Genomic DNA, 21,899 nt, shown 5'->3' on the forward strand with positions numbered 1-21,899 from the left:
CAGTTCCTCTTGTGAACCTCAGAGTCGTCCTGAGGGCCGCCTCCCGGCATCGGACGATCACCTCGTCCCGGACGCGAAACGACCCCTTACCCCGCCTCATCCCCTGCTCGGCGGCGTAAGGGGTCGTCCGTTCGGCTTACCTCAGGCGCGGTCGAGCGCGCCGACGGCGCGGAGCAGGCCGCGCCAGCTGTCGGCGGACACGTGCAGCTCGCCCGCGCCGGGATTCTTGGAATCGCGGACGCCGACACCTCCGGTGATCATCGCGACCTCGACGCAGTCGTTCCCGCCACCGCTGTGGCTGCTCTTGCGCCACACCGGGGCAAATCGCTCCACATGGGACATTTCTCCCCGCTCCTCACTTCCCAGGCACACGTTGGGTACGGCTCACCGGCAACCGTTATCCGGAAAAACGTTCGGCGGCCGCGGCGATCACCTCGACCGAGTCGTCCGGTTTCAGAGCCGTCGCACGCAAATGATCGAACATGAGGATATAGCGGCGCACATCGGGGGGCAGCTCGAGGAAAAAACCACCCGAAGTGCTGTCCACGTACACCACATCGGGGTCGGCCTGCTCCGGGAATCCGAGGATCAGGAACGGTCCCTCCATCCCCGGGTGGGCGCCCGCCCCGAACGGGACCACCTGGATGGTGACGTGCGGCAGCTGCGCGACGGCCAGCAGCCGTTCGGCCTGGTGCGCCATCACCTCCGGCCCGCCGACGACGCGGTGCAGCACCGCCTCGTCGATGACGGCCCAGTACTCGGGCGGGTTCGGGTCGGTCAGCAGCTGCTGGCGGGCGGTGCGGGCGGCGACCCGGCGCTGGATGTCGGACTCCCCGGCGTCCGGCCGCATGGCGCGGATGACCGCGCGCGCGTACGGCTCGGTCTGCAGCAGGCCGGGCACGAGCAGCGCCTGGAACGCCCGCAGCGAGCTGGCGTCGGCCTCCAGCCCGACGAAGGTGCCGGTGAAGACCTCCTTGTAGGCCTGCCACCAGCCCGGTTTGCGGGCCTCGCGGGCGAGCTGGACGAGCGCTTCCCGCTCGTCACCGGTCATGCCGTACAGCTCCAGCATGTCGCGCGCGTCGCGTGGCGTGACGCCGACGTGGCCGGTCTCGATGCGGCTGATCTTCGACGCGGAACACTCGAGCTTCTCGGCGACCTCGTCGATCGTGAGGTCCGCGGCCTCACGCAACCGGCGCAGTTCACTCGCCAGCCGCCGCCGGCGAATCGTAGGACCCTGACCCCGACTCATGTCCGCTCCTCCACTCCGGCCCGCGCATTCCCCCCGGCGGCTCGTGGACAACCCGTTCCATCTAACCAGCAGAATCCGAAAACCCAGCCGGGGCAGCTCACCCCGTTGAGGTATCTTCGGCAGTTAGCGGTCTGCAAATTGCATAATGCCGCGGTAATCTTGCCCGCGCGAACTGAACTTCCCCAGGAGGCGGCGTGCTCGACCGCGACACCATCGTCGGTCCACTACAGACGTCCGTGCAGCGCCGGCTGGACGATCTCAGCCGATCGGTGGATCTCGCCGGCCCCGCCCAGGCCGCCGACCTCGCCGCCCGGGAGATCCCGCTGCTGGTGGAAGCGCTGCGTGCCACGCTGGCCACGCACGCCCCGGACGCGCGCGGCCACTGCCCGGTCTGCCGCGGCCGCGTGTCGCGGCTGTTCTTCCGCCGCCGCGGGCGGACGCCGTGCCGCGCCTACCTCGCGGCGCAGCTCAGCCTGGGTCCGGGGATCGAGGACGTGGTGCGGCCGCGGACGAAGCACCTCCGGCGCCGGCGGGCAGCTTCGCTGAGCCCGCTGGGCTGAGGGGCGCGCGGCCGTCGGAGGTGGGATCGAGGCGGCCCCCGCTGACCGGCCGACGCGGGAAGGATCACTTTCAGCGCGCACCAGCTCAGCGCAGCCGGGGCACCTCCGGCGATGGCCGGGTGCGCCAGCCTGGTCCGGCCCCTTCGCGGCGGTTCGGTGCGCGCTCGGTGGGGCCTCACACGCCTGCGGTGCCAGCCTCAGTCTCGCTGCGAGGATTGGCCGTCGGGCGGCACGACCCTCAGCAAACCCTCCTGCACGACCGTCGCGATGAGGTGGCCCTCCCGGCTGAAGAAGCGGCCCGTGGCCAGCCCGCGGCCGCCCGAGGCCGACGGGGACTCCGTGTCGTACAGGAACCACTCGTCGGCTCGGAAGGGGCGGTGGAACCACAGCGCGTGGTCCAGGCTGGCGCCCAGCACGCGGTCCAGGTCCCAGTACACACCGTGCCTCGCCAGGGGCGAGTCGAGCAGGGTCATGTCCGACGCGTAGGTCAGGACGCACACGTGCAGCAGCTGGTCGTCCGGCAGCACGCCGTCCGCGCGCATCCACACCTGGTTGCGGCCCGGCCGCTCGCCGGTCTGCCGGGTCACCCACGGCGGGTCGTTGACGTACCGGATGTCGATCGGCCGGGGACGTTTGCGCACGTCCGGCAGCGCCTGCGGGAACTCGGCGAGCCGTTCGGCGTACGTCGGCAGCGTCTCCGGCTCCGGGACGTCCGGCATCGCGTCCGCGTGCTCCAGCCCCGGCTCCACCTTCTGGAACGACGCGGACAACGCGAAGATCGCCTTGCCGTGCTGCACCGCCACCACGCGGCGCGTGGTGAACGACCGTCCGTCGCGGATGCGGTCGACCTCGTACACGATCGGCACCCGCGGGTCACCCCCGCGGATGAAATACGCGTGCAGCGAGTGCACCCTCCGCTCCGGCGGCACGGTCCGCCCGGCGGCGACCAGCGCCTGCCCGGCCACCTGCCCGCCGAACACCCGAACCGGCGAGTGCGGCGGGCTGACCCCGCGGAAGATGTCCTCCTCGATGCGCTCCAGGTCGAGCAGCGCGACGAGGTTGTCGAGGACGGCCTGCCCGCCGGCGCCTTCCTGGACGTCCAGTCCCGCGGCAGCGTCCCGAGCCAGCTCAGTCATGCGGAGAAGCCTACGGGGCACCCCTCAGGCGTGGTCGTCCTCACCGAGCTTGTGCACGCGGATCAGGTTGGTCGACCCGACGGTCCCCGGCGGGGAACCGGCCACGATCACCACCAGGTCGCCGTCCTGGTAGCGCCCGGTCTCCAGCATCGCGCGGTCGACCTGCTTGATCATGCGGTCGGTCGAGTCCACCGACGGCACCAGCTCGGTGTGGGTGCCCCAGGTCAGCGCCAGCTGGCTGCGCACGCTCTCCTCCGGCGTGAACGCCAGCAGCGGCAGCCGCGTGTGCAGCCGGGCCAGACGGCGGACCGTGTCACCCGACTGGGTGAACGCGACCAGCGCCTTGGCGTTGAGCCGCTCGCCGATGTCCTTCGCCGCGTAGGAGATGACGCCCCGCTTCGTCCGCGGCACGTGCGACAGCGGCGGCACGGCCGGGGTGTCGGCCTCGACGGCCTCCACGATCCGCGACATGGTCTGCACGGTCTCGATCGGGTAGCGGCCCACGCTCGTCTCACCGGAGAGCATGACCGCGTCCGCGCCGTCGAGCACCGCGTTGGCCACGTCGGAGGCCTCGGCGCGGGTCGGGCGCGAGTTGTTGATCATCGAGTCGAGCATCTGCGTGGCGACGATGACCGGCTTGGCGTTCTCCCGGGCGATCTGGATCGCCCGCTTCTGCACCAGCGGCACCTGCTCCAGCGGCAGCTCGACGCCCAGGTCACCACGGGCGACCATGACGCCGTCGAAGGCCAGCACGATCGCCTCGAGGTTGTAGACCGCCTCGGGCTTCTCCAGCTTCGCGATGACCGGGCGGCGGCCCTTGCCCACGCGGTCCATCACCTGGTGGACCAGGTCGATGTCGGCGGGCGAGCGGACGAAGGACAGCGCGATGAAGTCGGCACCCAGTTCGAGCGCGAACTCCAGGTCCTCGACGTCCTTGTCCGACAGCGCCGGCACGGAGACGTCCATGCCGGGCAGCGAGACGCCCTTGTTGTTGCTGACCGGGCCGCCCTCGGTGACCTCGCACACCACGTCCGGGCCCTCGACGCCCTTCACGACCAGGCCGACCTTGCCGTCGTCGACGAGCAGGCGGTCGCCCGGCTTGGCGTCCTTGGCCAGGCCCTTGTAGGTGGTCGAGACCCGGTCGTGGGTGCCGGCGACGTCCTCCACGGTGATGCGCACGACGTCACCGGTGCGCCATTCGACCGGGCCGCCCGCGAAGGTGCCGAGCCGGATCTTCGGGCCCTGCAGGTCGGCGAGGATGCCGACCGCGCGCCCGGTTTCGGCGGCGGCCTCCCGGATCAGGTCGTACACCTGCTTGTGGTCGCCGTGGCTGCCGTGGCTGAAGTTCAGCCGCGCCACGTCCATCCCGGCGTCGACAAGGGCTCTCACCTTGTCCGCGGTGGCGGTCGCGGGGCCCATAGTACAAACGATCTTCGCGCGTCGGCTCACGTCCCAATAGCGTAGTCGCTTACCCCGCGCACGTCTGTACCGATCTCTCGAACGGTTCAGGAAACGTTCACCAGTGAGCCGCGTCACGGCTGCTCAGAGGCCGGACAACGGGATCGGAGCCGAGTTCACCCGAACCGGGGAGGTCAGCGGCGGGGCTTCTCGCTGACGCCGACGTGGTCGCGTGCCCACTCGTTGAACGGGCGGACCTGCCGCCAGGCCTTGCGGACCCGGTCCAGGCACGCGCGCTCGTGCAGGGTGTCGTCCGGGTCCCAGGACTTCACGGCGTACAGGGAGCGGTGCTTGAGCAGCTCCAGCCGCGGGTGGTCGTCGGGGTAGCCGCGGGGCTTGGTCTTCATCGCGTCGCCGGTGACGGTCCAGCCGGCGCGGCGCAGCTTCGCCAGGATGTCCTCCAGCGCCTTGCCGTGGATGTCGGTGTCGACCGCCTGCCGGAAGCGGGCCAGCTGGTCGGACTGGAGGTGGAAGCAGCCGCCGCCGACGCGCATCCCCGCCGACGAGACCTCCACGTAGTAGGCGCCGCCGCCGCGGCCCTGCTCGATGACGCCGCCGCAGTGCGTCTTGTACGGGGTCTTGTCGTTCGAGAAGCGCACGTCGCGGTAGGGGCGGAAGACCTTGCCCTCGCCGAAGCCCGGGCCGAACTCCGGGGTGAGCTCGGCGAGCAGCGCCTCCATCGGGCCGCGCACGTCGGACCGGTAGATCTCGACGTGGTCCTCCCAGTACGGCTTGGAGTTGTCGGCGCTCAGGCCGTCGTAGAACTCGACCGCGTGCTCTCCGAATCCGGCGAACTTCGTCACCGCGCCACGATAATCCCCGGCACCGGCACCCCCGGCCGGGTCCGCCACGGGGACGGACCCGGCCGGGCGGGCTCAGGAGTTCATCGCGGTGATGAGCTCGCCGTCGGCGGTGTCGCCGGACAGCTCCCAGAAGAACGCGCCGCCCAGGCCCTGGCTCTTGGCGTAGCTCATCTTCCCGGCGATGGTCGCCGGGGTGTCGTAGCTCCACCACTCCGAGCCGCACTTGGCGTAGGCGGTTCCGGCGATCGTCCCGGTGGACGGGCAGCGCGCCTTGAGGATCTTGTAGTCCTCGACGCCCTGCTCGTACTTGCCCGGCGCCGGGCCGGTCGCGCTGCCGCCCGGGGCCGCCTGGGTGACGCCGGTCCAGCCGCGGCCGTAGAACCCGATGCCCAGCAGCAGCTTGCTCGCCGGCACCCCCTTCGACCTCAGCTTCTGGATCGCCGCGTCCGAGTGGAAGCCGGCGACCGGGATGCCGTCGTAGGAGGTCAGCGGCGAATGCGGCGCGGTCGGGCCGGCCGGGGTGAAGCCGCCGAAGTAGTCGTAGGTCATCACGTTGTACCAGTCGACGTAGCGCGCCGCGCCGCCGTAGTCCGCCGCGTCGATCTTGCCGCCGGACGACCCGTCCGCGGTGATCGCGGCTGTCACCAGCTGGCCGCCGAAGCGCGATCGCAGCGCGGACATCAGGGCCGGGAACGCGCCCGCGCCGCTGGTGTCGCAGGTGGCGCCGCAGGCGTTCGGGTACTCCCAGTCGATGTCGATGCCGTCGAACACGCCCGCCCAGCGCGGGTCGTTGACCAGGCGGTAGCAGGACTCGGCGAACGCGGCCGGGTTCCGCGCGGCCTGGCCGAACCCGCCGGACCAGTTCCAGCCGCCGAAGGACCACAGCACCTTCAGGTTCGGGTACATCTGCTTGAGCTTGCGCAGCTGCCCGAAGTTGCCGCGCAGCGCGCCGGCGTCCCACGTGTCGGCCACACCGTCGACGCTGGTGGCGGCCGAGTAGGCCATGTCGTAGGCGGCGTAGCCGTCGCCCACGGCGCACTGGCCGTTGGTGACGTTGCCGAACGAGTAGTTGATGTGGGTCAGCTTGGCCGCCGACCCGCTGGTGTGGATGTTCTTGACGTAGTACGCCCGGTCGTAGACGCCCCACTCGGCGAAGTAGCCGAGCAGCTTGCCCACGGGCGCCGCGGTCGCGGCGGGCGGTGCGGCGGTGATCGTCATCAGGACCGCGGCGAACAGTCCGCCGAGTGCGAGGCCGAGTCTGCGCATGATGCCTCCCTGAGGGCCGGAGGGGACACCTGCGACGGTAGGAGGTCTGAACCAATCCGACAATGGTTCAGACCACTGAACACGACGAAAGTAGGGGCGCGGCGGTCGTCCGCCGCGCCCCGCGCGATCAGCCGAAGAAGACCTCGGCCTCCTCGTAGCGCTCCGGCGGCACGGTCTTCAGCTCGGCGGTCGCCTCGGCGAGCTTGACCCGGACGATGTCGGTGCCGCGCAGGGCGACCATCGTGCCGAAGTCGCCGTCGGCGACCGCGTCCACGGCGTGCAGGCCGAAGCGGGTCGCCAGCACCCGGTCGTAGGCCGTCGGCGTGCCGCCGCGCTGGGTGTGCCCGAGCACCACCGCGCGCGACTCCTTGCCGGTGCGCGCCGCGATCTCGTCGGCCAGCCAGGTGCCCACGCCGCCGAGCTGAACGTGCCCGAACGCGTCCTTCTCCCCGGTCTTGAGCACCTCGGCGCCGCCCTCCGGCACCGCGCCCTCGGCCACCACGATGATCGGCGCGTACATCTTCTCGAAGCGGCGCTCGACCCACTCCACGACCTGCTCGACGGAGAACGGCCGCTCCGGCACCAGGATGACGTTGGCGCCACCGGCCAGGCCGGCGTGCAGCGCGATCCAGCCCGCGTGGCGGCCCATGACCTCGACGACCATCGCGCGGTAATGCGATTCGGCGGTGGTGCGCAGCCGGTCGATCGACTCGGTGGCGATGTGCACCGCGGTGTCGAAGCCGAACGTGTAGTCGGTGGCGGCGAGGTCGTTGTCGATCGTCTTGGGCACGCCGACCACGCCGACGCCGTCGTCGGTCAGCTTCTTAGCGACCCCGAGGGTGTCCTCGCCGCCGATCGCGATGAGCGCGTCCACGCCCTGCTCGGCGAGGACGGACTTGATCCGCTGCACGCCGTCCTCCTCCTTGTACGGGTTGGTGCGCGAGGAGCCGAGGATGGTGCCGCCGCGGTTGAGGATCTCCTCGACGTCGGCGAGGCCGAGCGGCCGGCTGTCGCCGGTCAGCGGGCCGCGCCAGCCGGAGCGGAAGCCGACGACCTCCCACCCGTGCGTCTCGATGCCCTTGCGGACCACCGCGCGGATCACCGCGTTGAGCCCGGGGCAGTCGCCGCCACCGGTCAGCACGCCGACACGCATCTGATCAGACCTCCGAAAAGTTGTGCTGGTCACCTGGCGATCGCCAGAGTAGCGGTAGTCACCCTTGATCGGTAAAGCGGCGGGAGCGGGTGCTAGGGTGTCGGACGTGCAGCGCTATTTCTGGTTTAGCGGGCCGGCCCTGGGTGGGCCAGCCGGCGGCCTCGCTGCGCGCTGACCTTCCACCCTGGAGCCGGAGATCGACCGGCTCGTCAGGGACTCGTGCGGGCCGGTCACCGAAAGGAAACCCCCGTACATGTCTCTCAGCGCAGGCCCCGCGGACGTCACCGAAGGCCTCGACAACCAGCGCACCCTCGGCGTCAGCCCGTTGATCTCGCCCGCCCTGCTGCGGCAGGAGCTGCCGGTGGACGCGGCGATCGCCAAGACCGTCGCGCAGGGCCGGGCCGCCGCCGTCGACATCCTGAACGGCGACGACGACCGGCTGATCGTGGTCGTCGGCCCGTGCTCGGTGCACGACCCCGCGGCCGCCCTCGACTACGCCCACCGCCTGGCCGAGCACGCTGCCGGCCTGCGCGACGAGCTGCACGTGATCATGCGGGTGTACTTCGAGAAGCCGCGCACCACGCTGGGCTGGAAGGGCCTGATCAACGACCCGGACCTGGACGGCAGCTACGCCGTCAACAAGGGCCTGCGGATGGCGCGCAAGCTGCTGCTGGACATCTCGGCGCTGGGCCTGCCGGTCGGGTGCGAGTTCCTGGACCCGATCACGCCGCAGTTCATCGCCGACACCGTGAGCTGGGGGTCGATCGGCGCCCGGACCGCGGCCAGCCAGGTGCACCGCCAGCTGTGCAGCGCGCTGTCCATGCCGGTCGGGATCAAGAACTCCACCGAGGGCGACGTGCAGGTGGCGGTGGACGCGACCCGCGCGGCCGCGGCGAGCCACGTGTTCGCCGGGATCAACAACGACGGCCTGGCGGCGCTGTTCACCACGGCCGGCAACCCGGACTGCCACGTCATCCTGCGCGGCGGCTCCGCCGGGCCGAACTACGACGCGGCGACGGTGGCCGACACCCTCGCGCGGCAGGCGAAGGCGGGGCTGCCGGAGCGGGTGATCATCGACGCGAGCCACGGCAACAGCGGCAAGGACCACGTGCGGCAGGGCGTGGTGGCCGGGGAGATCGCGGACCGGATCGCCGCCGGGGAGCGCGGGATCGCCGGGATCATGCTGGAGAGCTTCCTCGAAGCCGGGCGGCAGGATCTCGTGCTGGGTCGGGCCGGGGAGCTGGCGTACGGGCAGTCGATCACCGATGCTTGCCTGGATTGGCGGAGCACTGGGGAGCTGCTGGACCGGCTGGCTTCCGCTGTGGCTGCGCGGCGGTAGGGCGCTACGCGGGTTTCTCAATCGCCGGCTTCGCTTCGCTACGCCCCGATTGGTGCCCTCCCGAACCCGATCTTTCAGTGTTCGGTTGCCGAGAAGTCGCGTCAAGGCGGGAAAGCGTGCCTTGACCCGACTGCTCGGCAACCGATTTGGCTGGGGATCGGGTTGCGGGAGAGGGGTGGCTCGGGCGGTGGGGCCGGTTGCGTTGCCGGGTGGCGGTGCGGTGTGGCTGTTAGGCGGGGTAGCCCTTGCGGCGTCGTACCTCGTCGATGATGCGCCAGCGCTCCAGGTTGAAGCGGGCGTCGGCCAGGGCGTCGTGCGCGTTTTGCGGGGGTAGGGGCAGCTTGGGCTTGCCCACGTCCTCCCACCGCTGCCTCAGGTCGCGCGTGAACCGGGGCAGCTGGCGCGGCAGCTCGGGCATCGTGCCCCACAGCTGGGCCAGCGCGACGTGATCGTAAGCCGCGTACCAGGCCCACAGCTCGATCCCGCCGGGCGGGCGCCCGAAGAACTCCAGCAGGTCTTCCCTGATCCGGGCCCGGCTGCGCCACGCCTGGTCCGCCGGCGAGGGCAGCTTCGGCAGGACGTTCTCGCGCACCCACGGGCCGGCCTTGGCGGGGTCGAAGTCGGTGGAGACGGCGTAGAACTCGCGTCCCCGCTCATCCACGACACCGATCGACACCAGGTCGATCGTCACGCCGTCCTCGATGAATTCGGTGTCGTAGAAAAACCGCACCGGAGCACCTTAGACAGGCGCCTAGCCGGCCTTGGTCTGCGGTACCCGGTCGACGTCGGGCACGCCACTCTGCGTCGGCACCACCGCGCGCACCCCGGCGGCCTCGGCGGCCATCAGTTCCTTGGCCCTGGCCGCGTAGATGTCGACGTACTCCTGGCCGGACAGCTCCATCAACGCGTACATGATCTCGTCGGTGATGGACCGCTCGACGAACCGGTCCCCGGACAGGCCCGCGTACCGCGAGAAGTCCAGCGGCTTGCCGAACCGGATCTCCAGCCGGCGCGGGATCCACATCTTGGAACCGATCGGGTTGACCTTGTCGGTGCCGATCATGGCGACCGGGATGACCGGGACACCGGCCTCCAGCGCGACGCGGGCGACACCGGTCTTGCCCTTGTAGAGGCGGCCGTCCGGCGAGCGGGTGCCCTCCGGGTAGATGCCGAGCAGGTTGCCCTCACGCAGCAGCCGGATCGCGGTGTCCAGCGCCGCCTGCGCGGCCGAGCCGCCGGAGCGGTCGATCGGGATCTGGCCCGCGCCGGTGAAGAACCACTTCTTGAGGGTGCCCTTGACGCCCTTCTCGGTGAAGTACTCCTGCTTCGCCGGGAAGGTGACGCGGCGCTTGACGCGCAGCGGCATGAAGAACGAGTCGGCGACCGCGAGGTGGTTGCTCGCGAGGATGGCGCCCCCGGTGTCGGGGACGTTCTCCACCCCGGTCACCTTCGTGGGCCACAGGAGCCGGAGCACCGGCCCGAGCAGCACGTACTTCAGCAACCGGTACAGCACGCGACGTGCCCTCCTACCTGCCCGAACAGCCTGCCGCGTCCAGGGTAGGAAACGGCGTCCAACCGCACAACGGCCGCACCCGCAGTGGGCGGGAGGTCACAGCCGGGGGACGGCGCGCGACGGGCGGTCCCGGAGCGGGCCGGGGCATGCGACGATGGGGCCGCGTTCGGAGGAGAGGGGCGGATGCCATGCCTGTGCTCGCCGGTGCGGAACCGTTCGCGCACACCGGTTCGGCCGAGGTCGGGGTGCTGCTGTGCCACGGCTTCACCGGCACGCCGCAGAGCCTGCGGGGCTGGGCCGAGCACCTGGCCGCGCGGGAGTTCACCGTGCGGCTGCCGCGCCTGCCCGGCCACGGCACGACGTGGCAGGAGATGAACAAGACCGGCTGGCCCGAGTGGTACGGCGCGGTCGAGCGCGAGTTCCTCGACCTGCGGGAGCGCTGCCGGTCGGTGTTCGTGTTCGGTCAGTCGATGGGCGGGACGCTCGCGCTGCGGCTGGCCCAGCAGCACGGGGACGCGGTCGCCGGGCTGGTGCTGGTCAACCCGTCCGTCACGCGGCTGAGCTGGGACACCAAGCTGCGGACCGGGCTGTCGTGGGTGGTGCCGTGGTCGCGCGGCGTCGCCAACGACATCGCCAAGCCGGGCGTCACCGAGCTGGCCTACGACCGGGTTCCGGTGCGGGCGGCGGCGAGCCTGGCCCGGCTGTGGAAGCTCGTGCGGGCCGACCTGCCCCGGGTGACGCAGCCGCTCCTCCTGCTGCACTCGCTCGTTGACCACGTCGTGGAACCCGAGAACGCGCGCATCGTGCTGTCCGGCGTGCGCAGCCGGGACGTGACGGAAGTGGTGCTGGAGAAGAGTTTCCACGTCGCGACCCTGGACCACGACGCGCCGCTCATCTTCCGGCGTAGTGTCGAGTTCGTGGAAGCGGTCCGTGACCCGGGGCAGGTGGGGGCCCGATGAACTCACGCGTACCCGATCCCGAGGACGTCGACGCCACCTTCGCGGCGATCGTCGCGGACCTGCGGGCCGAGGGGGTCGGCCTGATCGACGACGAGGCCGAGCGGACGCCCGCGCGGCCCGAAGCGGCCGAGCCGGAGAAACCCGCGGAGCCGGAGAAACCGGTCGCCGACGCGGGCTGGCGCGGTGGCGGCACCCCGTGGGAGGACACCGTGCTGGGCGACGACCCGGCCGGGGACGACGAGCACTACGTGCCGCCGGAGCCGCCGCCGTTGCCGCGGCCGGGCAAGGGCGCTTTCGTCGTGCTGCTGTTCTTCGTCGCCGGGCTGCTGTTGCTGATCGTGCCCGGGGTGGTCGGCGTGAGCACCACCGTCGCGACCCCGCTCGGGATCCTGGCGCTGGCGACCGCGATCGCGTTGCTGCTGCTGCGGGTCAAGCAGGGCCCGCCGGACGGCGACGGGGCGCAGGTGTGACGCGGGTCGTCGTCGCTCCGGACAAGTTCAAGGGCTCCCTGCCCGCCGAAGCGGTGGCCGCCGCGATCGCGGCCGGGCTGCGGCGCGGGCGTCCCGGGGCCGAGGTGCTGGAGTGCCCGATCGCCGACGGCGGCGACGGGACGGTGGCCGCCGCGGTGGCCGCGGGCTTCGAGTTCGTGCCCGTGCGGGCGAGCGGGCCGGTCGGTGAGCCGGTCTCGACGGGTTACGCGCGCCGGGACGGCACGGCGGTGATCGAGCTGGCGGCGGTGTCCGGGCTGGCTCTGCTGGACGAGCTCGCGCCGCTGACCGCGACGACGCTCGGGGTCGGGGAGCTGATGCGGGCCGCGCTGGACGCCGGTGCGTCCCGGCTGGTGCTGGGGCTGGGCGGCAGTGCGAGCACCGACGGCGGGGCCGGGTTGCTGCAGGCGCTCGGTGCGCGGCTGCTGGATTCCGCGGGCGCGGAGCTGCCGCCCGGCGGGGCCGCGTTGCGGCGTCTGGCACGGGTGTACCTGGACGGGCTGGACCCGCGGCTGCGGGACGTCGAGCTGCTGGTGGCCAGCGACGTGGACAACCCGCTGCTGGGTGAGCACGGCGCGGCCGCGGTGTACGGGCCGCAGAAGGGCGCGTCGCCGGAGGACATCGAGCTGCTGGAGTCGGCGCTGCGGCACCTGGCGGAGGTCGTGCGGGCGTCGGGGCTCGACGTGGCGAACGTGCCGGGGGCGGGCGCGGCCGGCGGCACCGGGTACGCGCTGGCGCTGCTCGGGGCGTCGTTCCGGCCGGGGATCGACGTGGTGCTGGAGCTGACCGGGCTGACGGAGAAGCTGCCGGGCGCGGACCTGCTGATCACCGGCGAGGGCTCACTGGACGAGCAGACGCTGCGCGGCAAGGGCCCGGCGGGCATCGCGGCGGCGGCCGCCGAGCGCGGCATCCCGGTGGTGGCGCTGGCCGGGCGCAACACGCTGTCGCCGGAGGCCCTCCGGTCGGCGGGCTTCACCGCCGCCTACGGACTGACCGACATCGAGCCGGACGTGCGGCGCTGCCTGGCTGAGCCGGCGCCGCTGCTGGCACGCCTCGCCGAGCGGGTGGCGCGGGAGCACCTCTAGCCGCCGAACAGCGTGTGCCACTCGTCAAGGTTGCGGGGGCGGTAGACGAAGTTGTTCTCCTTCACCGAGGACAACGACGCCGACGGCGCGGCCGAGTACTGGTGCCCGGGGTAGACCACCGGGTCGCCCGGCAGCTCCGCCAGCCACCGCAGGCTGTGGTACATCGCCTCGGCGTCGCCGCCCGGGAAGTCCGTCCGGCCGCAGCCCTCCAGGAACAGGGTGTCCCCCGCGACGAGACGGCCGTCGACCAGGAAGCACTGGCTGCCGGGCGTGTGGCCGGGCGTGTGCAGCAGCCGGATCGGGATGGCGCCGACCTCCACGACGTCGTCGTGGTCGTGCCCGGTCAGGTCGGTCGCCGACACGCCGGTGACCCGCTGGACCCACTCCGTCTCGTCGCGGTTGACGTGCACCGGCACGCTCTCCCGCGCCAGCAGCTCGGGCAGCCCGGCCAGCGTGAACCCCATCATGCTGCCGCCGACGTGGTCGGGGTGGTGGTGCGTGGCCAGCACCCCGGTGAGGCGCATGTCGTCGGCCGCCAGCACGTCCAGCAGGTCCCCCACGGCGTACGCGGGGTCCACGACCACCGCCTCCCGGGCCTCCCGGTCGCCGATCAGGTAGGCGAAGTTGACCATCTGGGTGGCCACCGGATCGCCCACCGCGAAGTCGCGGCCGGACAGCAGCTGGCGGAAGTACAAGCGGTCGCTCATGCTCCGCAGGGTAGGCCGTCAGGCGAACTTGGTCTTCGGGCGCTCCTGCTTCACGCCGTCCAGGTAGACGTCGACCTTTTCGTCGTAGAACGCGACCAGCCCCTGCACCTTCTGGCTCTCCGGCAGCGGCGTCCGGTAGTACCAGACCACGTCCTCGTGCAAAGCGTCCCCGACGCGCACCGAGTAGTACTCCGCCTCGCCCTTGTACGGGCAGCGGGTGATGGTGTCGCTGGGTTCGAGCAGGTCCAGCCGCACGTCGGTCTTGGGCAGGTAGTAGCGGGTCGGCAGGCCGGTCTCGAACAGCAGCCGCGGGCTGCGGGATTCGGCCACGGTCACGCCGTCGATCTCGATGCGCACGTGCCGTGAGCTGGCGAGGATGTCGACGCGCGTCCGCGGGTCGCGCGGGTGCACGAAGATCTCCTCGTCCTCCTCGAACCAGGCGTCCATCGCCGCGAAGTCGAGCCGCACGTGCCCCTTCAGCGCCTCCAGCGGCGAGTCCTGGTACTCCAGCGCCGCGCCGGCCGCCTCGCGGCCGCCCACCCGCACGGTGAACACATCGGCGTCGCCCCGGCTCGGCGAATGCGCCGTCTCGCCGGTGGCGACCAGGTAATCGCCGCGCACGTCCGCCCGCGGGACGTAGTAGGCCGGGTAGTACGGAACCTCCCACACCATGAGCGGGCGCAACGTGTCGGCGACGACCTGCCCGCCGAAGACCGCCCGTACGCGCTTGGTGCCCGGCTCGGTCCGGACCCGGCCACGACCATCGGTTGTCATACCGGTCGCAACCACGCCGGTCGCGGGCTTATTTCCGGTGCCGGGCCAGCAGGTCGCGCGCCATGTCGCGGGCCCGGAGGGCGGCATCGGTGTCACCCTCCGCGGCGGAGACGATCGCGCCCTTCATCAGCAGGTGCCAGGAGCGGGCGAGGTCCTCGGGCTCGGCCAGCCCGGCCTCACGCGCCAGCCCGGCCACGATGTCCCGGATGGTGTCCAGGTGCCGGATGCAGGCCCGGCCGAGCGGGTGGTCGGCACCCATCTCGAGCAGGACGTTGACGAACGCGCACGCGTCGAAGTCCTCGGGCGAGCGGAACCAGTCGTCGAGCACGTCGAAGATCGCCAGCAGCCGGCCCTCCGGCGTCTCGCCGCGGGCGCGGGCCTGCCGTTCGATCAGGCCGACGGTCCACAGCTGCTCGCGCCGGTCGAGGAAGGCCAGCACGAGGTCGTCCTTGGACGGGAAGTGCCGGTACAGGGTCGCCTTGGCCACCTGGGACCGCGCGATCACCTCGTCCACGCCGACGGCGCGGATGCCGCGGCGCGAGAACAGCTCGTAAGCGGTCGTCAGGATCCGCTCACGGGCACCGGCGGGCAGCGTGGTGGTCATGGCGCGCCGATGATAGCCCCGCCGGACCGGGTGCGGAACCGGCCGGACAGACCGGTCTGCCCGAGCACCCGTTTGCCGCAGTGGACGTGGGGTATCCGGCGGCCATGACCACGCCCGACCCGGAACGACTCCGCGCACTGCTGTCCGATGTGGACTTCCCGTGCGATCGGGCCGAGCTGATCCGCCAGGCCACGGCCCACGGCGCGGACGACAGCACGCTCGGGCACCTGGGCGCGATCCCCGACTCCACCTACCCCGACCTCGACGCCGTGACCAGCGCCTGCGGCGAAATCACCTGATGGCCATGCGGCTGCGCAAGAGCAAGCTCTCCGAGCCCGGCATCCGGCGGCGGCGCAGTGGCCGAGGCTTTCGCTATTTCACCCCCGAGGGGGAGCCGCTGCGCGACGAGGAGACCCTGCAGCGGATCAAGAGCCTCGCGGTGCCGCCGGCGTGGCGCGACGTGTGGATCTGCCCGTATCCGAACGGTCACATCCAGGCGGTGGGCACCGACGACGCCGGCCGCCGCCAGTACCGCTACCACGACCGCTGGCGCCAGGAGCGGGACGAGGAGAAGCACGAGCGCGTCGTCGAGCTGGCGAAGCGGCTGCCGCAGTGGCGCCGGCGGGTCGCCGAGGACCTGGTCAAGCCGGGTCTGGGCTGCGAGCGCGTGCTGGCGGCGGTGCTGCGGATGATCGACCGGGGCGTCTTCCGGGTCGGCAGCGAGGAGTACGCCGAGAACAACGGCACCTACGGGGCCGCGACCCTGCTGCGCGAGCACGTCACCGTCAAGCGGGACGAGCTGACCTTCTGCTACCCCGCCAAGGGCGGGATCGAACGCAACATCACGCTGAGCGACGCCGAACTGGCCGCGGCGGTGAAGGCGTTGCGCCGCGCGCGGACGGGAAGCGACCGGTTGTTCGTGTACCGCACACCCAACGGCTGGCACGAGGTGCACGCCGACGAGATCAACGAGCGCTTCAAGGAGATGGTCGGGGACGACTTCACCGTGAAGGACCTGCGGACGTGGAACGCGACCGTGCTCGCCGCCACCGCGTTCGCGGCAGCCGAAGAGGTGAAGTCCCAGCGCGGGCTGAAACGCACGCAGGCCGCCGTGATGCGCGAGGTGTCCGAGGAGCTGGGCAACACCCCCGCGGTGTGCCGGAAGTCCTATGTGGACCCGCGGATCGTGGAGGCGCACGCGCGCGGCAGGACCATCGCCTCGGCGGTGCACCGGCTCGGCCACACCGGCATCCGCGGCGACGAGGACCGGGAGGTGCTGGAGCGCGCGGTCGTCCGCCTGCTGGACAACGTTTGACTTCTCCTCCTGGTGGTACCTGCAACAGGTGAAACTGCTCAGACTTCCCGGGGTGTACCGGCCACAGGCGGACACCTGGCTGCTGATGCGCGCGATGCGGGAAGCGCGCCTGCCGGCCGGCGCGCGGGTTCTCGAGGTGTGCACGGGCACCGGCGCGCTGGCGATCGCCGCGGTCCGCAATGGAGCGGCGAGCGTGACCGCGGTGGACCGGTACCTGCCCGCGGTGCTGAGCGCGCGGTTCAACGCGCGGGTGCGCGGGCTCCCCGTGGAGGTGCGGCACGGCGACCTCTCGCGGACCATCGAGGGCGCGCCGTTCGACGTGGTGCTGGCCAACCCGCCGTACGTGCCGTGCGAGTCGGGCGAGGACCCCGACGGTGCGGCGCTGGCCTGGGACGCCGGCGTGGACGGGCGCAAGCACCTGGACTGCCTGTGCGACCGGGCCTACGACCTGCTCACCCCCGGTGGGACGATGCTGGTGGTCCATTCGTCGCTGTGCGGTACCCGCCAGACGGTGGAGATGCTGCGGGACAACGGGTTGAAGACCTCCGTGGTGGCGCGGGCGATCGAGCCGTTCGGCCCGGTGCTGCGTGGCCGCGTCGACTTCCTGGAACGCTCCGGGCTCATCGCGCCGGGGCAGCGACACGAGGAACTGGTGGTGATCCGTGCCGATCGGACGGAACGCTGAGCCCCGCAAGGTGACGCTCGTCGACGGCGGGCCCGTGCTCGTGGAGGGCCCGGTGGAGCTGGAGATGCCCGACGGGACGGTCGCGCGCTCGGACCGGTTCGTGGTGGCGTTGTGCGCGTGCCGCCGCAGCAAGCGGTACCCCTTCTGCGACACGAGCCATCGCAAGCGCGTGCGGAACTGAGGTTTCCCGCCCCCAGTAGGATGCGGCCGTGAAACCGCCGCTCGCAGTCCTGCTCACCGCGATGTCGCTCTGCGGCGGGCTGGTGGCCTGGGCGGCGGTGACCGCTTTGGAGGCGAAGCGCTGCCTGGAGGGACAGGACTTCAGCGCCGCGATCAGCGCGCGGGGCTGTGAGATCGGCACGGCGGCCGGCGGGACCGTCGTGGAGCCGATCCCCGGGCCACCGTTCGAGGCGGGAGTGGCGGGAGCCGCCGGGTTCCTCGTCCTGACCGTGGTGCTGGTGCTCACCCGCCGCGCGCGGCGGGTGAGCACCGGGTAGGTCTACAACGGCTCGCGCAACGCGCTGCGGCCCTCCTGCCAGGCGCCCAGCACGTGGTCGGCGAAGCGCTGCTCCACCAGGTCGGTGGCCTGGATGCCGAACACGATGTCGCCGGCCAGTTCCGGCTCGGTCGCCAGCAGGCCGCCGAGGACGTCACGCCGCATGATCTGCTCGTGCACCGCGTCGGCCTCGATGTGCTCGGTGTAGAAGTACCGGCACCGTTCGTCGGCGTCCAGGCGCCGCAACGCCTTCTCCATGCGCTGGGCACTGGGCGCGGTGGTGATCTCGGCGGCGGCGAAGTGCCCGGCCAGCGCGGCGCGGAACCGGCGGTGCAGGCCGAACAGCGACATCATGTTGACCACCGCGAGCATGCAGGCCGGGGCGTGTTCCAGGTAGTGCAGGTAGTCGGAGTTCAGCCCGGCGCCGTCGAGCAGGTCGGCGTAGAGCTGGGCGTGCACCTGGTCGGCGCGGCCGCCGCCGTACTCGTCGAACTCCACGGCCACCAATGCCGCCTTCGGCTTGCCGCGCAGCCGCGGGATCACCCACGCGTGCGGATCGGCCTCCTTGTGGTGGTAGATCGAGCGCAGCACGAAGTACTCGCGGAGGTGGTCCCAGGTGCCCTCGGCGGCGAGGAACTGCGACAGGCCGGTGCCGTTCACCGGCTCGACGAGCAGCGGCGCGAGCGCCTCCTCGACGTCGTCGCCGCCGGGCGTGTGCGCGCGCAGGGCGGCCAGGAACACCCGCTCCATGGCGGCGCGCAGGCGCAGCAGGTCGGGGTCCCACTCCCAGTCCGGGTCGACCCCGGTGAACCCCTGGTAGTGCAGTTCGTAGCAGACGTGCAGGGCGAGCTGGAGGTCCTCGCCGAAGGGGTCGGCGGCCACCGTCTCGGGCAGTTCCGGGAAGTCCCCGCGCTCGTCTCGGCCGAGGGCCTCGATCACGGCCGCGGAGAGCGGTCCCCTGGCTGCCGGGAGGGCAGCCGAAAGCGTCATGGCAGTCGTCACGACGGACGGTTACCCCGGCCCGGTGCTGGTCAACCCTGGTGGGTGAGGGTGGCGAGCAGCGCGGGCAGGCCGGCCGCGGCGGCCTTGCGCTGCCGTCGCGCGCCGCTGCCCTCGCGGCGCAGGCGTTCCAGGGTGATCGCCACCAGCTCCCGGTCACCGGTTTCGTCGAGCGCGGGTGCGACGTGGTCGACCAGTTCGGTGACGAGCTGCCAGGCCGGCATCCGGGTGGCGCGCAGCGGGTGGACTCCCTCGCCGTCGATCCCGTCCCGGGCCGCGGCCCACAACGCGGCCGCGGCGACCTGTTCGGACATTTCCGGCGGCGCGGTGTCCTCGGCGAGGGCGCGGCGCACCAGGGCGCGGGACAGCACGGCCTGCAGAACCGCCTCGTCCACTGTGGACGCGGCATCGGCGACGCGGAACTCCAGCGTCGGGAACGACGAGGACGGGCGGACGAGCCAGAACGACATCGACTCGTCGACCAGCGCACCGCAGTCCACCAACCGCCGCACCTCGGCGCGGTAGGCCGCGTGGTCGCGGAAGCGCGGCGGGATTCCCGCGCCGGGGAAGCGGGACTGCTGCACCATCCGCCAGCTGCCGTAGCCGGTGTCGCGGCCGCGGTCGAACGGCGAGTTCACCGACAGCGCGAGCAGCGTGGGCAGCCACGGGCGCAGGTGGTTCATGACCGCGACGGCTGCCTCCGGGCCGGGCACGCCGACGTGGACGTGGCAGCCGCACGCCTCGTAGTCGGCGACCATGCCGCGGTAGATCCGGTCGATGTCACCGAAGCGGCCGTCCTGGTTCTCCGATGTGGACGGTCCGGACAGGACCGGGGTGCCGCAGGAGGCGACGACGGCGCCGTGCACGCGGGCCGCGTCGGTGAGGGCCGTGCGGTTCATCACGAGCTGTTCGCGCAGGCGGCCGGCCTCGGTGCACACGCCGGTCGCGGTCTCCACCTGGGTGGCGCGCAGCTCGCGGTGCAGTTTCGCGCCGGGCGGCAGGGGCGGGTCGGCGGCCAGGATCGCGGCCGCGCGTGGCAGGGTCGCGCCGGTGGCGGGGTCGAGCAGCAGGAACTCCTCCTCGACGCCGATGGTCAGGCCGGCGGCAGTGGCCGGGTCGCCGGGCCCTGGATCACCGAGCCGTCCGTGGCGAATCGCGATCCGTGACATGCGCAGTCCCAGGTCTTCTCGGCGTTGTTGAACGCGACCACGCAGCCCAGGTGGGTGCAGCGGGCGCTGACCTCCCGCAGCTGCCCGTCCTCGCCGCGGTAGGAGGCGACGACGTCGGCGCCGCGGCGGGACACCTTGGCGGTGCCCGGGGCGAGGTCGTCGGGGGTGGCGGTGAGGGCTCGGGAGTATCCGGTGACGTACTGCTTGCCGACCTTGACGCCGTCCTCGGCCAGGGTGACCGAGGACTTCAGGTCGAAGCGGTTCGGGTCGTAGAGGCTCGCGGCGGGGTGGTCGCCACCGGTGATCAGCTGGGTCAGGACGAGCCCGGCGGAGGTGCCGCCGGTCATGCCCCACTGGCCGAAGCCGGTCGCCACCCACACGTTGCGGGTGGCCGGGTGGTAGCGGCCGATGTAGGGGACGTTGTCGAGGGTGGTCATGTCGTGGGCGGACCAGCGGTGGGTGGCCTTGGTGACGCCGAAGGTCGCGGCGGCCTCGGCGAGGCGGCGGTAGCGGGCCTCGACGTCGACCGGTTCACCCGTGCGGTAGTGCTCGCCGCCGACGATGACGTAGTGGCGGTCGACTTCGGTGTGGCCGCGGATGGAGCGGTGGGTGACCGCGTCGAGGTACACCCCGTCCGGCTCCGGCACGTCCCCGGCGACGACGAGGTCGCGGGTGATGTCCAGGCGGGCCCAGTAGAGGCCGCGGTCGAAGATCGGGTAGTGGGTGGCCACGACGACGTCGCGGGCTTTCACCTGGCCGCGGTCGGTGTGCACGGTGGGTGTGGGCCGCTCGTCCAGCTTGCGGGCGCGGACCCGCTCGACGATGCGGCCGCCGAGCTGCTCGATCGCGTCGGCGAGGCCCAGCAGCCAGCGGCGGGGGTGGAACTGGGCCTGGTCGACGAACCGGACCGCGCCGACGGTGGTGATCGGCAAATCGACGTGCTCGACGAAGTCCGCGGGCAACCCGGCCTCGGCGGCGGCCTCGGCCTCCTGCTGGAGCTTGCCGAGCTGGGCGGTGTCGGTGGAATAGACGAAGCTGTCCCGCCGGACGAAGCCGCAGTCGATGCCCAGCTCGGACGACGTGCGGGCCACCCACTCGATCGCCTCCAGCTGGGCGCGCCCGTACCGCGTGGCGGCTTGCCTGCCCTTGCGGGAGGTGAGGGTGGCGTACTTGAGGGCGTGCTGGGCGGAGAGCTTGGCGGTGGTGTGGCCGGAGACGCCGGAGGCCACCTCGGCGGCCTCGAGGACGACGACTTGCCGTCCGGCGCGGGCGAGCCCGTAGGCGGTGGTGAGACCCGCGATGCCGGCCCCGATCACGACGACGTCCGCCTCGGCGGGCAGATCACGCCCACCCCGGTCCGGCGCCGGAGCGGTCTCCACCCAGAGGGAACGGGGTTCAGGCAGCTCGATGCTCACGGCCCAGATTGCCCCGGAGCAACGAAACCGAAACGCACCGGAGGGCGCGCAGCGCGGATCTTCGAACCCAAGGTAGCTGGGTGGTCATCCCGTCGCCTGACACGTGACGATCACTTTGAGCCAGGGCCGCAACCCGGGCTCTCTCCGGCGGCCGACCATGCCAACCTTGCGGGCCTGGCTCAAAGTGATATGCACAAACCGGAAGGCGACGGGATGACCACACAGCGACCACCTCGCCAAGGCGAGACGAGGCACCCCTTGGTCATCCCGGAGCCTGCCCGTCCGGCGAGGACATCTTTTGATCTTTAGAGGTGACGTTGGGCAGGCGAAGAGCCCGCCCTACGGGCGGATGGCGCCTACGGCGCCAAAAGGTCACCTTCCGACCACCCCCGCCCCCGATGCCTGATTGTGTTTCAGTCGCCGAGCAGGCGTGTCAAGGCGGGAAAGAGTACCTTGACACGCCTGCTCGGCGACCAAAGGGACTGTTTCAAGATCGGTGTTTCTGGCCCGACACGCCGGGCTGAGGTCCGGCGGGATGGGCACTGTGAGTGATGACATCTGGGGCTGTGACTCCACGTAAGAGTGAGAAGCGGTTGTCACCGGAGCAGGCCGCTGCGGTGGCGATGGTGGCCGAGGCCCGGCAGCGGGGGCTGGAGCTGACCGGCCCGAACGGGCTGTTGAAGCTGTTCACCAAGAACGTGTTGGAAACCGCGCTGAATGAGGAGA

Annotated in this window: 25 protein-coding genes and 1 pseudogene; 11 read left to right on the forward strand and 15 right to left on the reverse strand. The window is 71.7% G+C overall.

All coding sequences use genetic code 11. The annotated features are described in order from the left end of the window. Positions 1-141: 141 nt before the first annotated feature. Positions 142-342 carry a DUF397 domain-containing protein gene (locus tag D0D28_RS05390; RefSeq protein WP_094008286.1) on the reverse strand — a complete coding sequence of 67 codons (201 nt, stop codon included), beginning with the start codon at positions 340-342 and terminating at the stop codon, positions 142-144. A gap of 55 nt (positions 343-397) precedes the next feature. Continuing rightward, a complete protein-coding gene (locus tag D0D28_RS05395) occupies positions 398-1,249 on the reverse strand; it encodes a helix-turn-helix domain-containing protein (protein ID WP_094008287.1) in 852 nt (283 codons plus the stop codon). Between the two features lie 194 nt (positions 1,250-1,443). Here D0D28_RS05395 and D0D28_RS05400 point away from each other — a divergent pair, with 194 nt between their 5' ends. After that, positions 1,444-1,809, forward strand: coding sequence for a hypothetical protein (locus D0D28_RS05400; protein ID WP_116109937.1), 366 nt, complete (start codon positions 1,444-1,446; stop codon positions 1,807-1,809). 197 nt (positions 1,810-2,006) lie between these two features. Here the strand turns inward: D0D28_RS05400 and tesB are convergent, their stop codons facing one another. The 5 genes from tesB to D0D28_RS05425 form a co-directional block, all read right to left on the reverse strand. After that, complete coding sequence (gene tesB / locus D0D28_RS05405; RefSeq protein WP_094008289.1) at positions 2,007-2,945, reverse strand: acyl-CoA thioesterase II; 939 nt, start codon at positions 2,943-2,945, stop codon at positions 2,007-2,009. 24 nt (positions 2,946-2,969) lie between these two features. Then, positions 2,970-4,394, reverse strand: a complete 1,425-nt coding sequence (gene pyk / locus D0D28_RS05410) for a pyruvate kinase (RefSeq protein ID WP_116109938.1) — start codon at positions 4,392-4,394, stop codon at positions 2,970-2,972. A gap of 143 nt (positions 4,395-4,537) precedes the next feature. Further along, entirely contained in the window at positions 4,538-5,206 is a 669-nt protein-coding gene (locus D0D28_RS05415) for a DUF2461 domain-containing protein (protein WP_094008291.1), read from the reverse strand. Positions 5,207-5,278: 72 nt separating this feature from the next. Further along, positions 5,279-6,472 carry a glycoside hydrolase family 18 protein gene (locus D0D28_RS05420; protein ID WP_094008292.1) on the reverse strand — a complete coding sequence of 398 codons (1,194 nt, stop codon included), beginning with the start codon at positions 6,470-6,472 and terminating at the stop codon, positions 5,279-5,281. A 127-nt stretch (positions 6,473-6,599) separates the two neighbouring features. Continuing rightward, positions 6,600-7,625, reverse strand: coding sequence for a 6-phosphofructokinase (locus tag D0D28_RS05425; protein WP_094008293.1), 1,026 nt, complete (start codon positions 7,623-7,625; stop codon positions 6,600-6,602). 253 nt (positions 7,626-7,878) lie between these two features. Between D0D28_RS05425 and D0D28_RS05430 the strand changes: the two genes are divergently transcribed. Beyond that, positions 7,879-8,964 carry a 3-deoxy-7-phosphoheptulonate synthase gene (locus tag D0D28_RS05430; RefSeq protein ID WP_094008294.1) on the forward strand — a complete coding sequence of 362 codons (1,086 nt, stop codon included), beginning with the start codon at positions 7,879-7,881 and terminating at the stop codon, positions 8,962-8,964. A 229-nt stretch (positions 8,965-9,193) separates the two neighbouring features. Here the strand turns inward: D0D28_RS05430 and D0D28_RS05435 are convergent, their stop codons facing one another. Next, on the reverse strand, positions 9,194-9,694 hold the full coding sequence (locus D0D28_RS05435) for a polyadenylate-specific 3'-exoribonuclease AS (protein ID WP_094008295.1): 501 nt from the start codon (positions 9,692-9,694) through the stop codon (positions 9,194-9,196). Positions 9,695-9,715: 21 nt separating this feature from the next. Next, a complete protein-coding gene (locus D0D28_RS05440) occupies positions 9,716-10,477 on the reverse strand; it encodes a lysophospholipid acyltransferase family protein (protein ID WP_116109939.1) in 762 nt (253 codons plus the stop codon). 188 nt (positions 10,478-10,665) lie between these two features. Here D0D28_RS05440 and D0D28_RS05445 point away from each other — a divergent pair, with 188 nt between their 5' ends. Genes D0D28_RS05445 through D0D28_RS05455 form a run of 3 tightly spaced genes read left to right on the forward strand, consistent with a single transcriptional unit; the run spans position 10,666 to position 13,009 of the window. Continuing rightward, positions 10,666-11,436 (forward strand): alpha/beta hydrolase, encoded by a 771-nt coding sequence (locus tag D0D28_RS05445; protein ID WP_116109940.1) that lies wholly within the window; start codon positions 10,666-10,668, stop codon positions 11,434-11,436. Beyond that, complete coding sequence (locus D0D28_RS05450) at positions 11,433-11,906, forward strand: hypothetical protein (RefSeq protein ID WP_094008298.1); 474 nt, start codon at positions 11,433-11,435, stop codon at positions 11,904-11,906. Before D0D28_RS05445 ends, D0D28_RS05450 begins: the two co-directional genes overlap by 4 nt. Further along, positions 11,903-13,009, forward strand: coding sequence for a glycerate kinase (locus tag D0D28_RS05455; RefSeq protein WP_116109941.1), 1,107 nt, complete (start codon positions 11,903-11,905; stop codon positions 13,007-13,009). The genes D0D28_RS05450 and D0D28_RS05455 overlap by 4 nt, the downstream gene beginning before the upstream one ends. On the opposite strand, the gene D0D28_RS05460 is transcribed toward D0D28_RS05455, so the two are convergent. From D0D28_RS05460 to D0D28_RS05470, 3 genes are read right to left on the reverse strand one after another with little or no spacing between them, the layout of a single operon-like run. Then, on the reverse strand, positions 13,006-13,716 hold the full coding sequence (locus tag D0D28_RS05460; RefSeq protein WP_116109942.1) for an MBL fold metallo-hydrolase: 711 nt from the start codon (positions 13,714-13,716) through the stop codon (positions 13,006-13,008). The genes D0D28_RS05455 and D0D28_RS05460 overlap by 4 nt on opposite strands. An 18-nt stretch (positions 13,717-13,734) precedes the next feature. Beyond that, on the reverse strand, positions 13,735-14,490 hold the full coding sequence (locus D0D28_RS05465) for a DUF427 domain-containing protein (protein ID WP_094008301.1): 756 nt from the start codon (positions 14,488-14,490) through the stop codon (positions 13,735-13,737). Positions 14,491-14,518: 28 nt separating this feature from the next. Further along, positions 14,519-15,094: a TetR/AcrR family transcriptional regulator gene (locus D0D28_RS05470; RefSeq protein WP_094008302.1), complete on the reverse strand. Its 576-nt coding sequence runs from the start codon at positions 15,092-15,094 to the stop codon at positions 14,519-14,521. A 104-nt stretch (positions 15,095-15,198) separates the two neighbouring features. Here D0D28_RS05470 and D0D28_RS05475 point away from each other — a divergent pair, with 104 nt between their 5' ends. Genes D0D28_RS05475 through D0D28_RS05495 form a run of 5 tightly spaced genes read left to right on the forward strand, consistent with a single transcriptional unit; the run spans position 15,199 to position 17,591 of the window. Next, positions 15,199-15,393, forward strand: coding sequence for a DUF2795 domain-containing protein (locus D0D28_RS05475; protein ID WP_094008320.1), 195 nt, complete (start codon positions 15,199-15,201; stop codon positions 15,391-15,393). A 5-nt stretch (positions 15,394-15,398) separates the two neighbouring features. Further along, complete coding sequence (locus D0D28_RS05480; protein WP_116109951.1) at positions 15,399-16,409, forward strand: DNA topoisomerase IB; 1,011 nt, start codon at positions 15,399-15,401, stop codon at positions 16,407-16,409. Between the two features lie 28 nt (positions 16,410-16,437). Further along, a complete protein-coding gene (locus tag D0D28_RS05485) occupies positions 16,438-17,094 on the forward strand; it encodes a HemK2/MTQ2 family protein methyltransferase (RefSeq protein WP_094008303.1) in 657 nt (218 codons plus the stop codon). Further along, positions 17,072-17,275 carry a CDGSH iron-sulfur domain-containing protein gene (locus tag D0D28_RS05490; RefSeq protein ID WP_094008304.1) on the forward strand — a complete coding sequence of 68 codons (204 nt, stop codon included), beginning with the start codon at positions 17,072-17,074 and terminating at the stop codon, positions 17,273-17,275. Before D0D28_RS05485 ends, D0D28_RS05490 begins: the two co-directional genes overlap by 23 nt. A gap of 28 nt (positions 17,276-17,303) precedes the next feature. Further along, positions 17,304-17,591, forward strand: a complete 288-nt coding sequence (locus tag D0D28_RS05495; protein ID WP_094008305.1) for a hypothetical protein — start codon at positions 17,304-17,306, stop codon at positions 17,589-17,591. 2 nt (positions 17,592-17,593) lie between these two features. Here D0D28_RS05495 and D0D28_RS05500 read toward each other — a convergent pair whose 3' ends face one another. The 3 genes from D0D28_RS05500 to D0D28_RS05510 are packed head-to-tail and all read right to left on the reverse strand — an operon-like array spanning position 17,594 to position 21,173. Continuing rightward, positions 17,594-18,580 carry an iron-containing redox enzyme family protein gene (locus D0D28_RS05500; protein WP_162830985.1) on the reverse strand — a complete coding sequence of 329 codons (987 nt, stop codon included), beginning with the start codon at positions 18,578-18,580 and terminating at the stop codon, positions 17,594-17,596. Positions 18,581-18,621: 41 nt separating this feature from the next. Beyond that, positions 18,622-19,758, reverse strand: a complete 1,137-nt coding sequence (locus tag D0D28_RS05505; protein WP_116109944.1) for a carboxylate-amine ligase — start codon at positions 19,756-19,758, stop codon at positions 18,622-18,624. Continuing rightward, positions 19,683-21,173: an FAD-dependent oxidoreductase gene (locus tag D0D28_RS05510; protein WP_116109945.1), complete on the reverse strand. Its 1,491-nt coding sequence runs from the start codon at positions 21,171-21,173 to the stop codon at positions 19,683-19,685. Before D0D28_RS05510 ends, D0D28_RS05505 begins: the two co-directional genes overlap by 76 nt. A 566-nt stretch (positions 21,174-21,739) precedes the next feature. Between D0D28_RS05510 and D0D28_RS36540 the strand changes: the two are divergent. Next, positions 21,740-21,899 (forward strand): annotated as a pseudogene (locus D0D28_RS36540) (IS256 family transposase); the annotation flags it as partial.

It is taken from the genome of Amycolatopsis ruanii (genome assembly GCF_003385175.1).
Classification (GTDB): Bacteria; Actinomycetota; Actinomycetes; order Mycobacteriales; family Pseudonocardiaceae; genus Amycolatopsis_E; species Amycolatopsis_E thermalba.